The sequence below is a fragment of the Nonomuraea sp. NPDC049750 genome (assembly GCF_040659625.1).
Classification (GTDB): Bacteria; Actinomycetota; Actinomycetes; order Streptosporangiales; family Streptosporangiaceae; genus Nonomuraea.
In genome coordinates, this window is record NZ_JBFANB010000021.1 from 121791 (window position 1) to 136026 (window position 14236).

The window sequence follows — 14236 nt, forward strand, 5'->3', positions numbered from 1 at the left end:
GCACCCCTCATGCGCAAGACCGCCGTGATCGCCGGCCTGCTCGTGCTGGCCGCCGCCGCTGTGCCCAGCCCGGCCAGCGCTTCATCCGGAAATAGCACGTTATTTCAGTACGCAAAGGACACGTGGCGGTCGATGGCCGCCATGGTCGACCCCGCCACCGGCATCCCGTCCGACAAGGTCACCGGCGACCTGAAGACCAGGGCCAAGGTCACCTCGCCCACCAACATCGGCACCTATCTGTGGAGCACGCTCGTCGCCCGCGACCTGCGCGTCATCGCCTCCGGCGAGGCCACGGCCCGCGTCGGCAAGGTGCTCGACGCGCTGGAGCGGATGGACCGCGACACCCCGACCGGCCAGTACTACAACTGGTACGACCCGGCGACCCTCCAGCTCGTCCACACCTGGCCCGACAACGGCGACCCCGTGTCGCTGTTCGCCTCCAGCGTCGACAACGGCTGGCTGGCCACGGCCCTGATGATGGTCCGCAACGCCGTGCCCCGATACTCCGCGCGGGCCTCGAAGCTGGTCACGTCCATGAACTTCAAGTCCTACTACGACCCGGCCGCCCGCCCTGACGCGGGCACCGGCCTGCTGCGCGGCGGCTTCTGGCCGCAGAAGCCGGAGGGCTGCTCGGTCGAGAGCGACTACGCCGGCACCGGCACCAAGGTCTGGTCCACCTGCCACCACTACGGAGCGCCCGCCGAGACCCGCATCGGCCAGTACGTGGGCATCGCGCTCGGCCAGATCCCGCCCCAGAGCTACTTCGGCCCCTACCGGACCTTCCCCGACAACGGCTGCGACTTCGGCTGGCAGGACCAGAAGCCGGTCGGGGCGTGGAAGACGTACCTGGGCGTCAACGTCTGGGAGGGCACGTACGGCTATCGCGGCATGCGGTTCGTCCCGAACTGGGGCGGCTCGATGTTCGAGGCGCTGATGCCGGACCTGGTCGTTCCCGAGGCGAAGTGGGCGCCGAAGAGCTGGGGCCGCAACCACCCGGTGTTCGTCAAGGCGCAGATCGAGCACGGCCTGAACGAGGCGAAGTACGGCTACTGGGGCTTCTCGCCGTCCAACGACCCGCGCGGCGGCTACCGCGAGTACGGCGTGGACCCGCTCGGCATGGACACCCCGGGCTACACCTCCGACGAGGAGCGCACCAGCACCGATCCCGGGTACGAGGGCTGCCGCCCGGCCCAGCCGGAACCCACCGCCTACGGCGAGGGCGTCGTCACTCCGCACGCCAGTTTCCTGGCTCTGCCGTACGCGCGGGCCCAGGCGATGGATAACCTGGCCAAGATCCGCAAGAACTTCGACGCCTACGGGCCCGGCGGTTTCTACGACTCCGTCGCGGTCCGCTCGGGCGTCGTGTCGAAGTGGTACCTCGCGCTCGACCAGGGCATGGTCATGGCCGCCCTGGGCAACGTGCTCACCGGCGGCGACCTGCACCGTTACTTCGGCGGCGCGGGCGTCGAGGCGAAACTCCGTCCGGTGATGGAAATCGAGGAGTGGGCCGTTCAGGGGGTCCCTCCCGCCAACTGACCCTCCAACAGATCGGGGAATCCCAGATGACTACGGCTGATGCCGCCCACCGTGACTGGCGGGAACGCATCCACCAGGCGTCGGGGCAGGCGGTTCCGGCCGCCGAGCTGAGCCTTCAGGCGCCGGCCGGGCTGCGCGCCGTCCCCGGCGTCGGCCACGTGACGCTGACGTGGGAGCCCGTGCCGGAGGCGATCGGATACCTGGTGCACAGGGATGGCGTCGCGGTGTCGCAGCCCGACGTGGACGTGGCCGCCGTGCCCGCCTGCCGCTATGTCGACACAGGGCACGGCGCGGCGTCGTACACGGTCGCGGCGATCGCCTCCATGGAGACCGTCGGGCCCGTCTCGGCGGCGGTCCCGGCGGCTCCGCTGGCGGGCGGACCGGCGGCGGTCAGCGTGCGGGTCGACGCCGCCGCCGTGGCCCGCGACCTGCCCCGGCCGTGGCGGTACATGATCGGCTCCGAGCACCTGTCGTACCTGCTGAGCAAGGACGAGACGGGCGGCCGGCCCATCGGCGCGGAGCTCACCGAGGCCCTGCGCGTCGTGCGCGCGGAGTTCGGGGTCGAGACGGTCCGCGCCCACGCCATCTTCGGCGACGACCTCGGGGTCTACAAGGAGGTCGACGGCCAGGCGGTCTACGACTTCGGCAAGGTCGACGAGGTCTACGACACGATCATGGCGCTCGGCCTGCGGCCGATCGTCGAGCTCGGCTACATGCCGCGCGACCTGGCCGCCGACCCGTCCAAGACGGTGTTCGGCTACGAGGCGATCGTGTCCCCGCCGAAGGACTTCGAGGCGTGGAGCGACCTGGTCAGAGCGTTGGTCGAGCACCTGGTCGACAGGTACGGGATCCAGGAGCTCATTGAGAACTGGGCCTTCGAGGTGTGGAACGAGGCCAACCTCGCCGTCTTCTGGACGGGCACGCCCGAGGAGTACTTCCTGCTCTACGACGTCAGCGCCGCCGCTGTGAAGAACGTGCACCCGTCGCTGCGGGTCGGCGGGCCCGCCTCGGCGGCCAACGGCTGGGTGGAGGAGCTGCTCGCGCACGTCGCCGAATCGGGCGCGGAGCTCGACTTCATCTCCACCCACACCTACGGCAACGCCCCGCTCGACTGGCGCCCGGCCCTGGCCAGGTACGGCATGCCGGACACCCCCATCTGGTGGACCGAGTGGGGCCCCACCCCGACCCACTTCCACGGCATCGGGGACGGGCCGTTCGGGGCCACGTTCCTGCTGCACGGCATGAAGTCGGCGGCCGGCCGGCTGGCCGCCGTGTCGCACTGGGTGGCCTCGGACCACTTCGAGGAGCTGGGGCGCCCGCCACGGCTCTTCCACGGCGGCTTCGGCCTGCTGACGGTCGGCAACCTGCGCAAGCCCCGCTTCCACGCGCTCACGCTGGCCACCCGCCTGGGCGATGAGGAACTGGCGACCGTGGTCGAAGGTGACGCCGGCGGGGTCGAGGTCTGGGCGGCGCGGCACGCGGACGGACGCGTCGGGGTGCTGGCCTGGAACGGCACGCTCAACCAGGCGCAGGCCGACGGGGCCCCGGAGCTGTCGCGCGCGATCTCCCTGACGGTCGCGGGTCTCGACGGGGACTACACGCTCACCCACCACCGTGTCGACGAGTGGCACTCCAACATCGGGGCGGTCTGGCGGGCGATGGGCGGTGGCGACTGGCCCCTGGAGCACCAGTGGGACAAGCTGCGCTCGGACAACACCCTGGACGAGCTGACCCCGGCGGCGGTGGTCACGGCGGAGGGCGGTGCGGTGACGGTGGACTTCAACCTGCCGATGCCGGGCGTGTCGTTCGTCGAACTGACCCCGCGCTGACGCCACTGACGCCTGCACCCCTGGCGCCTGTACGTCTGACGCCTGCACGCCTTGACGCCTGTACGTCTGGCGTCCGTACCTCTGGCCCCTGTGCCGCTGCCGTCGGACGGGGTCAGAGGTAGGGGCGGGTGACCGTGACCAGGTCGGCGGCGGCGTCGCGGGTGCCAACGTAGACGGCCGTGTCGGGGGTGCGCTCCCGCACGTCGCGGTCGCGGATCGCGAACACGGCGGGCGAAGCCCCCACATCGCCGTAGCGGGAGGTGACGGCGGCGTCGATCGCCCGGCGCGCGTCGGCCACCACGTCGCGCGAGGTGTGCCCGGTCCCGGAGGCGGCCAGGTAGCCGAGCAGCGCCGCGAACCGGGGCTCACCCTCGGCCGGCGGCCGCTGCCGGGGCAGCACCGGGCGGTCGAGCCAGAACACCTTGCCCGCCAGGAACGCGGCGTAGCTCACGTCGTCATGGTCGAGCGTCCGCGCCGTCTCTGCCAGCAGCTCCCCGAACTCGGCCAGGTCCGCCTGCGGCGGCAGGTCCGTGGTGACGAACAGGGGCACGATCAGCGAGTCCAGCATGTGGGTATCCCTCCGTGAGGAGCCTCATCGTAGGGTGCGCCACCGACAATCCCGCGTGACGCCACAGCCGTGTCGCCAGAAGGCAGCCTCAGAAGACGGCGCCCCAGGTTACTTGCCCAGGTTCGCGGCCAGCAGGTCGAGCAGCGGCTGCCGTCGTACGCACTGCTCCAGAGCGAAGGAGTCGGCCAGCTCCACCACGTCGTCGTTGGACAACCCCCTGAACAACTCGGCGTACTCGGGCAGCATCGCCTGCGCGATGAGGATGTGCCTGATCAGGTCGTCGGCCTGGTATCGCGCCCCCCACGGATAGGGAGCCCAGCCGGGCGCCTCGGTGTCGAGCAGCGTGTGCAGCGGCGCCAGGACGTCGGCCGACTCCTCCATGGTGGAGCCCCACCGGTCCGCGCCGAGCCGCCCCTTCTTGCCGATGAACGCCCCGAACCTGTCGAGGTACGGCCCCGCCGCGTGGACCAGCCCCTGCAGCCCCACATCCTTGTACGTCCACAGCGACCAGCCGGCCCCGTGCTCGTCGTAGATGTCGAGCTGGTCGCGCAGGATCCGGTAGCGCTGCTCGTCGATCTCGGGTTGGCCGGTGTAGACGGGCCCGAACTCACCCACCCACAGCGGTGTCCCCGTGGCGCGCTGGAAGCGGGACCGCTTCTGGAAGGTCCGCTCCAGCTCTTTCCGGTCGCACCACTCGCCGCGGGTGTAGCCGGGGTACGGCCCGCCGTGCGCGAACCCGGCCAGGGCGTAGTCGTGGCAGACGAAGACCGTGTTCCCGTACACCTCGCGGAAGATCGAGAAGTCCGTGGCGTAGGTGTTGCCGTCGAGGAACAGCACGTGATGCGGATCGGCGGCGCGCATCGCCTTGACCAGCCGGTCGTAGAACGGCCCGATCACCTTGCCGCTCGGATCGCCGGGCTCGTTGACCGGGTTGTACCCGGCCACCCACGGGTGCTCGCGGTAGCGGTCGGCGATGGCCTCCCAGAGGTGGATGGCCCGGTCTTGGAAGTGGCGATGGTTCCAGAACGCGGCGACATGGGTGGGATTGTCGGAGTGCCAGTGCTGGTTCTGCGCGCCGGGCAGGGCGTGCAGGCCGATGACGCTGTACACGCCGTACGAGCCGAGCAGGTCGACCACCCGGTCGAGGTGGCGGAAGCCGTGCTCGATGACCTCGAAGGGCCGCTGGTCGGCTTCGAGGCGGCGGTAGTTGACCGGGATGCGCACGCAGTTCACCCCCAGCCCGGCCAGCAGCGCCGCGTCCTGTTCGGTGAAGAACGAGGTCAGCAGCCGCTCGAAGAACAGCTCCGCCCGATCCTCGCCCAGCACCCCCTGTACGGCCTCGCGCATCGCCGTCTCGTTGGCGGGGTAGCCGGTGATGAAGTTCTCCATGTTCAGCCAGCCCCCGAGTCCCACCCCGCGTAGCCGTACCGGAGTGGAGTCGGCGGTGACGAGCCGGCTTCCGGACACCTGCAGCATGTTCACCCTTTCGTGGCACCAGCGGTAAGGCCACCGATCAGGTGGCGTTCGGCGATGGCGTAGAACCCGAGTGCGGGCACCATGGCCAGGACGAGGTAGGCGAGGATCCGGGCGGTGTCGGTGCTGTACTGGCCCTGGAACTGCTGGATGCCCAGCGGCAGCGTCCATCCGGACTCGTCGCTGAAGACGACCAGCGGCAGCATGAAGTTGTTCCAGCTCCCGACGATCGCCAGGACGGAGACGGTGGCCAGCGCGGGCCGGGCCATCGGAAGCAGGATGCGCCAGAAGAAGCCGAAGGCCGAGCAGCCGTCGATGGTGGCCGCCTCCTCGATCTCGCCGGGGATGCTCCTGAAGAAGCCGCGCAGGATGAGGATCGTCAGCGGCAGTCCGAAGGCGGCCTGCGTCAGGATCACGCCGAGCGGACTGTCGAGCAGGCCGAACGTACGCAGCAGCACGAAGATCGGCAGGATCGCCACCGCGAACGGGAACATCAGCCCCATCGTGAACAGCGTGAACAGCATCTCCCTGCCGCGGAAGGCGAACCTGGCGAAGACGAAAGCGGCCAGCGCCGACAGCGCGACGACGAGCACGGTCGAGGCCAGCGCGATGAACGTGCTGTTCCACAGCTGCCGCCAGAACGAGCCCTGGGTGAGCACGTCGGTGTAGTTCGCCGGGACCCACGGGTCGGGCAGGCCGAACGGGTTGACCGACAGCTGGGCGGTGCTCTTGAAGCCGCCGAGCAGCGCGTAGATCACCGGGATGAGGATGAACGCGCCGACGATCCACGCGATCACGTGCAGGGGCAGCGTCTGCCGTCTCATCGGCGGTCTCCCATCCTGGTGGTCGCGCCCTCGAGGTCGCGGCGCATCACGAAGCGCTGGTAGGCGAGGGCGAAGACGAGGCTGAGGGCGAACATCACCACGCTGATCGCGCTGGCGTAGCCGACCTGGGACCGCTTGAACCCGAACTCGAACATCGTGACGGCCATCGTCTCCGAGGAGTGCGAGGGCCCACCCTGGGTGAGGATCCAGACCAGGTCGAACAGCTGGATCGTGTAGATGACCGACAGGAATACGCTGATCCTGATCGTCGGCCCCAGCAACGGCAGCGTGACGTGCCAGAACACCCGCCACGCAGTGCCGCCGTCGATCTGGGCGGCCTCGATCAGCTCGTCGGGGATGTTCTGCCGCCCGGCCAGGTAGATCATCATGTGGAAGCCGAAGTACTTCCACGTCATGACCAGGAAGAGCGACAGCATCACGGTGTCGGGATCGGCGAGCCAGTCGGAGTTCAGCCCGACCAGGCCCAGGATCCGGTTGGCCACCCCCGCGTCCGGCGACAGGATCAGTGAGAACAGCACGCCGGTGATCACTTCGGAGAGCACGTACGGCGCGAAGAACACCAGCCTGTACAGCGTCCGCCCGCGGATGCGCTGGTTGAGCAGCATGGCGATGCCCAGCGCGATGGGCAACTGCACCACGACGGTCAGGACGACGAGGACCGCCAGGTGCCAGACGTCGTCCCGGAAGACCTCCGTGCCGAACAGCCGGGTGAAGTTGTCCAGCCCGATGAAGTTCGTCGGCAGCCCGCCGAAGCCGTTCCACTTGAAGGCGCTGGCGTAGAAGGCGATGAGGATCGGCGCCACGACGAGCAGCAGGAACAGCACCAGCGCGGGCAGCACGAACAGCGCGATCGTCACCCAGCCGCGCCGCCGCCCCCGGGAGGGGGAGGCGGGGGCCGGGAGCGTGGACGTCGCCGGCCCCCGGGTCAGCGTCGTCATTCGCTCTTGGCCACTTCCGTGATGGCCTCGACGACCTGCTGGGGCGTCTTGGTGCCGCCGATGAGCTGCGCCACGCTGTCGTTGACCTCCTGGCCGACCGCGGGCGGGTACGCCTGGTCGAGGAAGAGCTGGAAGCCGGTGGCGGAGGCCAGCGACTGGGCCACCACCTTCAGGTTGGCGTCCTTGACCGCGCTCTCCTCGCCCTTCAGCACGGGAAGCACCCCTCCGGCCTCGACGGCCTTGGCGTGATTGCCCTTCTCGGTCATGAACTTCACGAACTCCACCGCCTCCGGAGGCGCGTCGGCGCCCACCGAGATGCCCCCGCCGCCGCCGAACGCCTCGGTGATCGCGCCCTTGCCGCCGTCGACCGTCGGGAAGGGGAAGAAGCCCAGGTTGTCGCCGAGCCCCTTGCCCGAGGACGCCTGCACGCTCGGCGCCCACTGGCCCATCAGCTCCATCGCGGCCTTGCCGTTGGACATGGTCGCGGCCTGGCCGTCAGGGGTGCCGTAGCCGGCGCCCAGGAAGCCCTTCTGGAACGGCTGCAGGTCGACCAGCGCCTTGAGCTGCTGGCCGGCGGCGACGAAGTCGGGCTTGGTGAAGTCGTGGTCCACCCCGGCCTGCTGCAGGGCGGGCAGCCCGCCGATGCGCATGGCCAGGTAGGCCCAGTAGTAGTGGCCGGGCCACTTCTCCTTGCCGGCCAGCGCGATCGGGGTGGTTCCCGACGCCTTCAGCTTCTTGACGGCATCCAGGAACTGCGTCCACGTGACGGGCGGCGCGGTGATGCCCGCCTTGGCGAAGAGCTGCTTGTTGTACCAGAAGCCGACCATCCCGATGTCGGTCGGCAGCGCGTACGTCTTGCCGTCGAACTGGTAGGCCGCCAGCGACGCCTTGGTGAAGCCGTCCAGGACAGGAGCGACGTCGCTGGTGATGTCCTTGACCAGGCCCGCGTCGATCTGTTGCTTCAGGACGCCACCGCCCCACGTGGCGAACAGGTCGGGCGCCTTGCCCGACTGCGTGAGCGTGGTGATCTTGGCCTTGTAGGCGTCGTTCTCCAGGACGGTGAGCTTCATGGTGACGTTGGGATGCGCGGCCTGGAACTCCTTGGCCCTGGTCGCCCAGAGCGTCTTCAACGGCTCGGAGGTCGACAAGTGCCACCATTCGAGCGTCACTTTCGCGGCCGAGGCCGGCTTGCCGTTCTGTGCGGGCTCCGCGGTCCCGCCACCGCCGCAGCCGGCGAGGAGTAAGGCCGTGGCGACCAGTACGAGACTGCGCCTCATAGGGGTTCCCTTCTCCGCTGCTGAAAGTTTCGTAAAACCCCCGATAATTTCGTTGCCCGGAGCATAAGTAACCTCTCTGTAATGCGTCAATAGCCATCGTGGAGGTGATCCCGACTCAGGGCCGAAAGTTTCGGTTAGACTCCGGCTCATGCCAGCGAAGAGGCGGGTGACGATCGCCCTGATAGCCGAGGAGGCCGGGGTCTCGATCCCCACGGTGTCCAAGGTCATCAACGGCCGTCCCGAAGTGGCCCCAGAGACTCGCCACCGCGTCGAACGGCTGCTGCACGAGCACGGCTACCAGCGGCGCACCAGCCAGGACGACACGCCCTCGGGCCTGGTGGACCTGGTGTTCGCCGAGATCGAGTCACCGTGGGCGATGGAGATCGTCCGCGGCGCCGAGTCCGCGGCCCGCGACGCGGGGGCGAGCGTCGTCATGTCGGTCCTGCACACCCACGCGGGACCCGGCAGAGACTGGCTGGACCGGCTGGCCTCGCGGCGGACGGACGGCGTGGTCGTCGTGGCCTCCAAGCTCTCGACCGGGGTCCAGGCGCAGCTGAGCGCCCGTTCACTGCCGTTCGTGGTGGTCGATCCGGAGGGCGAGCCGGCGCCGGGCGTGGTCTCGGTGGGCGCCACCAACTGGCACGGCGGCCTGGCGGCCACCCGCCACCTGCTGGAGCTGGGCCATCGCCGGGTCGGCATGATCAGCGGGCCGGGCGACATGCTCTGCAGCCAGGCGCGCATCGACGGCTACCGGGCGGCGCTGGAGACCGCGGGCGTCGAGGTGGACCCCACGCTGATCCGCAGAGGCACCTTCCTGGTCGATTCCGGCCACGACCAGGGCCATGCCCTGCTCTCCCTGCCCGACCCGCCGACGGCGATCTTCGCGGGCAGCGACCTCATGGCCTTCGGCGTTTTCGAGGCGGCCCGCCAGCGCGGTCTGCGCGTACCCGAAGATCTGAGCGTCGTCGGCTTCGATGACCTGCCGCTGTCGAAGTCGGCCTGGCCCCCGCTCACCACGGTCCGCCAGCCGCTGCAGGAGATGGCCGCCCTGGCGACGCGCACGGTCCTGGCCATGAAGCGCGGGGAGGCCCCGGAGAGCCGACGCGTGGAACTGGCCACGGACCTCATCGTCCGCGAGAGCACGGCGGCACTGGTCAAGCCCGAGGCTTGAGAGCCGCCCGCACCGGGCGGCTCGGATCATGCGTTCAGGCCGCCGCGGTTGGTCCGCGGCGGCCCGGACAGCGTTGTCGGATCGACAGCGTTGTCAGGTCGCGAGCTGGCTTCCGTAAGCCCGCGCGACGAGCTCGGCCACCGCGCTGTGCGCGCCGAGCGGCTCGGAGTGGCCCGCGCGGACCGCCGTGGCGGCCTGCTCGACCACCTCCGCCGACGCCTCGTGGCCGATCAGGCAGGGGGCGATGGCCAGGCGCGTGGCGCCGGCGGCCCGCAGCCGTTCGGCCGCCACCGGCACGCCCGGATCGCTGTCGAGGGAGGCGGCGACCACGGGGAGCGTGAGCCGCGAGGCGAGCAGCACCGCGGTCGCCTGGACGGCGTGCACGGCCCGCTCGCCGCCGACCGTGCCGAGGATGATGGCGTCGACGGGGCTGGAGACGTTCAGCAGCCGGACCCGGTCGGCCCTGGCCAGGCCGCGCTCGGCCAGCCTGATGTGCAGCGCCTCGGCCAGCAGCGGGTGCGGGCCGAGCGCCTCCGTCACGACCGCGTTCGACCCGGACGCCGCGACGGCCTTGCCGATCTCGGCCAGGACGATCGGATCGTCCCAGGTCAGCAGCGGCACCACGATCGACTCGCGCCCCGAGGGGAGCGAATCGGCAAGATCGGTAACGCTGGTGAGGCGTACCTCGATCTGAGGGTTGTCGACGCGTACCACGGCCGCGATCTCCGCTGCCACGCCCGAGGTGCTGCCCGGCACCGCGAGGACGAGGACAGGGGCGTCCGGCGGCAGGGACGTGGGCACGGGACGGCGGTGTCGACCGCCGCCCGGCCGGGGGGAACGTTCACGTACAGGCAGGCTCACAGGCGCGCAGTTTATGCCTATAAAGGGACCCGTGTTCTGCGAAATGGCCGCGATTCAATCACAACGCTGGCTGTGTGACCGAGATCACATCGTGATAGCCACAAATCTTGACTTATCTGGATAAAGCGGCAAACTCAACAGCAACTAGAAACGCGTTCTAGAGCGACAGTCACGCACCGTCCCCTAAGGACCGGGTAATGAAGCCGTTCTATGTCCGCGAGTTGAGCGTGTACCCCGTCGGCCGCCGACGGGTCTGGCTCCTGGCGATCGCCGTGCTGGCGAGTCTGGTGGCCAATTTCGAGACGACGATCGCCACCATCCTGCCGTTGCTGCTGGACGACCTGAAGATGTCCCTGACGGTCTACGGGCAGATCGCCGCCGTCTCGGTGCTGGTGGGCGGGTTGTCGGCCGGGTTCGGCGGCATCCTGTCCGACCGGTGGGGCCGGGTCACGATCCTGGTGCCCACGCTGACCGTCACCGCGGCCTGCAACTTCCTGCTGGCCACCGTGGACTCGGTCGGCGAGCTGTTCGCGGTGCGCTGCCTGATGCTGTTCATCGAGGGCGCGGGCATCACCATCACCGCCTCGCTCGTCCGCGACTTCTCGCCGCGCCTGGGCCGCGCGCAGGCGTTCGCGTTCTGGACCTGGGGGCCGGTCGGCGCCTCCTTCCTCGCCTCGTTCATCGCCGGCTTCACGCTGCCGATGTTCGGCAACGCCTGGCAGTCACAGGCGATCATCATGGGCGTCGTCTCGCTGATCCTGTGCGGGATCATCGTCTGGCAGATCGCCGAGCCGTCGGCGGCCCTGCGGGCGCAGATCATGCGGCAGGAAGAGGCGGTGGTCTCCGAGGAGAAGATCGATCCGGGCAAGGTGAAGGAGTTGTTCCGGCATCCGCACCTCTGGGCCCACGTGCTCGGCAACACCGGCTGGCAGGTGCTCTACTGGACCTTCGCGATCTTCGGTCAGACGATCCTGGCCGACTCCTTCCGGATGGAGACCGCCGAGGCCAACCGCGTCGTCGCCCTGGGCATCCTGCTCAACGCGCTGGCCGTCATCGTGGTCGGCCGGATCTCCGACCGGTTGGAGCTGCGCAAGCCGTTCACGGCCGTGGGCATCGTGCTGACGGTCGCGACGCTCGCCTACTTCATCAGCCTCGTCGGTACGAGCGCCACGGTCGGTCACGTCACCCTGGTCTACGCGATCCTGTTCCTGGTCCTGGGCGTCGCCTACGTCCCTTGGATGGCGAACTTCTCCGAGGACGCCGAAGACGTCGACTCCCGGCTCCAGGGCGCGGCACTGGGCCTGTGGGGCATGGTGGTCCGGGTCATGATCGTGGCTCTGCTGGTGATCTCGCCGATGGTGGTGAAGGCCGGCGGCGGGTGGGGAACCTGGCTGTGGGTGGCGCTGGCCGGCCAGGTGGTCTTCCTGCTCTCGATCGCCGCCTTCAAGGGCTCCTGGCGCCGTCCCCGCGCCGACGAGTCACCGAAGGTCACGGCCTGACACCACCAGCCACAGGTACGGCACCGGCAACGCGAACAGCCAGAACCGGTGCGCCTCGTCCCAATGACCGAACCCGCACGTCGGCGGCCACAGCCTGACCTCCGGCGGCAGCAGGATCGTGCCCAGCACCAGAACGAGCTGCACGACCACGGCGGCCATGGCGGCCTGCCGTCCGGCGGCGTACCGGACGGCGGTCGCCGCGGCCGCCAGCCCGATGCCCAGGCAGACACCCACCTCGATCAGCATGTCCCCGACCGGGAACAGGGTCTCCTCCGGCAGCCTCGACAGCACGTAGGCGAAGGCGCCCAGCCAGACGGCGACGGCGACGCCGCCGGCGAGCAGGCACCGCTGAGCTTGCCGCAGCCGGTGTGGCACCGGCTCCGGGCCGCCGGACATGGCGTCGACCAGCGCGAAGGCGGCGGCGGAGCCCAGGAGCGTGCCGGAGATCCGCAGCAGGATGAGCCCCATGGCGCTGGTGAGCGGCTGCCCGAAGTCGGCCAGCGTGACCAGCCCGGCGGTGAAGAGCGTGACCACCGCCAGTGGGGCCCAGTCGATGGCCCGGACGAGCGGCCGCAGGAGCAGGAGCGACACCGCGAGCCGCGCCGTCCTCGGCACGGTTGCCGGCGAGGTCGTCGGCGGGCTTGTCGGCGCGGTCCCAGGCGCGCGCGGAGACGTGGTCCCGGGCGTGGGTGGAGGCGCGGTTCCGGGCGTGGGCGCGATTCTTCGCGCGGTCATCGACATGGGGTCCCTTTCGGCTTGGTGATCGGGTAGCGCTGGGGGAGTCCGAGCAGCGCAAGCGCCTGCTCGACGGTGGTGGCGGGGCGCATGAGCGTGTCCCAGTTGGCCCAGACGCGTTCCCGGGCGCCGGAGGACTGGAGCAGGAGCTTGGCGTATCCGATCTCGCTGTCCCCGTAGTCGATGAGGGAGCGTACGGCCGTGCGCCCGTCCATGTTCAGGGTTTCCTGAGGGAGGGCCATCGCCGAGGCTTGCCCCATCAGCCAGAGGGCGACGACGATGCGGGCCTGTCCACGCGCGTCGCACGCGTTGTCGAAGTCGTCGATGATGTCGAGCGCGACGCTCTGCGCCAGCAGCTTGCGCTGGTCAGACGCGCCCCACGCCATGGGCGCGATGGCGACCCGATCTTCATCCGTGTACCACCAGGTCGAGGTGTACTGCTTCACCAGGGGAACACGATCGCGCGCGCCCGGTGGCACGGCGCGGACGATGGGCGCGACCACTCCGGCCCACAGCGGGATCCACGACGCGTAGTCCGACAAGGCGCAGTAGCGGACTCCCTCACGCCGCTCGCACCGGTAGGCGTCCCGGCCGAAGTACTTCTCCCGCACGCGCGTGTCGACGTCGTCAATGGTCAGTGTTCTTCCGGTCGGGAAGAGGGCCACGGGCCGTACCGCCGCCGCGGTGGCCCCCGCGGGCACCGCGACGGCCAGCGCGACCACGGCCGCGACGAGCGTTACCGACCGGCGCCCGTGCCGCAGCAGCGCGACCAGGCCCGCCAGCACGGCCAAGGCCAGGACGTAGACCAGGTGGGGGCCGGTCGGCCGGTCGGGCCAGTCCATCCAGTGCGTCTGCATCACCGGCAGCCACCAGGTGCCGGGGTTGGTGTTGAAGAAGATGAGCAACCCCAGCCCGGCCACGACCACCGGCCCCGCGATCAGCCAGCGGAACCATCGGCCCACGGCCACGCCGAGGGTGGCGGCCAGCGCGCCGACGCCGAGCGCGGTCAGCGGCTCGAACACGTCCAGCCGCCCGCCGGCGGGCCCGCTCAGCGCCCGTACCAGCAGGTAGCCGCCGACGACCAGCGCCTGTCCCACCACGGAGACCACGATGGCCGCGAACAGCACCGCCCTGGTACGCACCTCGGCCCGCCCCGGCAGACCCGCGAGAAGCTCCGGCATCCGATGCCGCCCGTCGCGTGACACGGCCAGGCTCGCCACCACGAGCAGCGCCCCGGCCAGGCAGGCGGCGATCCCGGCGGCGTGGACCGGATCGACGGTGCGGTCCGGCTGCTGATCCCGGCTCAGGTGCAGCTGCACGGCCAGGACCAGCGCGGCCATGCCCCACACCAGCGGATGCCTGGCCATCCGGCGCAGCTCGACCCGGAAAAGCTGCCCTGTCATACTGCCACTTCTGTCAGCGGGCTCGGACATGTGATCGCTTCCGCCAGAGGACAGCCGCGCCGTCGTGCGGCGCCTGCCGTCAGTGGACAGTCGCGCCGTCG

General features: G+C 70.0%; 12 protein-coding genes. 4 read left to right on the top strand and 8 right to left on the bottom strand.

Annotation, left to right across the window (positions count from 1 at the left end; genetic code table 11):
• The first annotated feature begins 9 nt into the window (after positions 1-9).
• The gene (locus AB0J16_RS40110) at positions 10-1536 is read left to right on the top strand and encodes a glucoamylase family protein (RefSeq protein ID WP_358549936.1); all 1527 of its coding nucleotides are present in this window, start codon (positions 10-12) and stop codon (positions 1534-1536) included.
• A 26-nt stretch (positions 1537-1562) separates the two neighbouring features.
• On the top strand, positions 1563-3365 hold the full coding sequence (locus AB0J16_RS40115; protein WP_358549938.1) for a hypothetical protein: 1803 nt from the start codon (positions 1563-1565) through the stop codon (positions 3363-3365).
• A 112-nt stretch (positions 3366-3477) separates the two neighbouring features.
• On the opposite strand, the gene AB0J16_RS40120 is transcribed toward AB0J16_RS40115, so the two are convergent.
• The 5 genes from AB0J16_RS40120 to AB0J16_RS40140 form a co-directional block, all read right to left on the bottom strand.
• Positions 3478-3933, bottom strand: coding sequence for a hypothetical protein (locus AB0J16_RS40120; RefSeq protein WP_358549940.1), 456 nt, complete (start codon positions 3931-3933; stop codon positions 3478-3480).
• A gap of 108 nt (positions 3934-4041) precedes the next feature.
• A complete protein-coding gene (locus AB0J16_RS40125; protein ID WP_358549942.1) occupies positions 4042-5409 on the bottom strand; it encodes a cellulase family glycosylhydrolase in 1368 nt (455 codons plus the stop codon).
• 2 nt (positions 5410-5411) lie between these two features.
• The gene (locus tag AB0J16_RS40130; RefSeq protein ID WP_358549944.1) at positions 5412-6230 is read right to left on the bottom strand and encodes a carbohydrate ABC transporter permease; all 819 of its coding nucleotides are present in this window, start codon (positions 6228-6230) and stop codon (positions 5412-5414) included.
• Entirely contained in the window at positions 6227-7189 is a 963-nt protein-coding gene (locus AB0J16_RS40135; protein WP_358549946.1) for a sugar ABC transporter permease, read from the bottom strand. The genes AB0J16_RS40130 and AB0J16_RS40135 overlap by 4 nt, the downstream gene beginning before the upstream one ends.
• Positions 7186-8466: an extracellular solute-binding protein gene (locus tag AB0J16_RS40140; protein WP_358549948.1), complete on the bottom strand. Its 1281-nt coding sequence runs from the start codon at positions 8464-8466 to the stop codon at positions 7186-7188. The genes AB0J16_RS40135 and AB0J16_RS40140 overlap by 4 nt, the downstream gene beginning before the upstream one ends.
• A gap of 148 nt (positions 8467-8614) precedes the next feature.
• Between AB0J16_RS40140 and AB0J16_RS40145 the strand changes: the two genes are divergently transcribed.
• Complete coding sequence (locus AB0J16_RS40145) at positions 8615-9637, top strand: LacI family DNA-binding transcriptional regulator (protein ID WP_357951517.1); 1023 nt, start codon at positions 8615-8617, stop codon at positions 9635-9637.
• 93 nt (positions 9638-9730) lie between these two features.
• On the opposite strand, the gene AB0J16_RS40150 is transcribed toward AB0J16_RS40145, so the two are convergent.
• Complete coding sequence (locus AB0J16_RS40150) at positions 9731-10438, bottom strand: hypothetical protein (RefSeq protein ID WP_357951519.1); 708 nt, start codon at positions 10436-10438, stop codon at positions 9731-9733.
• A gap of 257 nt (positions 10439-10695) precedes the next feature.
• Here AB0J16_RS40150 and AB0J16_RS40155 point away from each other — a divergent pair, with 257 nt between their 5' ends.
• The gene (locus AB0J16_RS40155) at positions 10696-11997 is read left to right on the top strand and encodes an MFS transporter (RefSeq protein ID WP_358549950.1); all 1302 of its coding nucleotides are present in this window, start codon (positions 10696-10698) and stop codon (positions 11995-11997) included.
• On the opposite strand, the gene AB0J16_RS40160 is transcribed toward AB0J16_RS40155, so the two are convergent.
• Together AB0J16_RS40160 and AB0J16_RS40165 are read right to left on the bottom strand one after the other, a co-directional pair.
• Positions 11977-12588: a hypothetical protein gene (locus AB0J16_RS40160; protein ID WP_358549952.1), complete on the bottom strand. Its 612-nt coding sequence runs from the start codon at positions 12586-12588 to the stop codon at positions 11977-11979. The two genes, AB0J16_RS40155 and AB0J16_RS40160, sit on opposite strands and share 21 nt — an antisense overlap.
• 140 nt (positions 12589-12728) lie before the next feature.
• On the bottom strand, positions 12729-14135 hold the full coding sequence (locus tag AB0J16_RS40165) for a hypothetical protein (RefSeq protein ID WP_358549953.1): 1407 nt from the start codon (positions 14133-14135) through the stop codon (positions 12729-12731).
• Positions 14136-14236 lie beyond the last annotated feature (101 nt).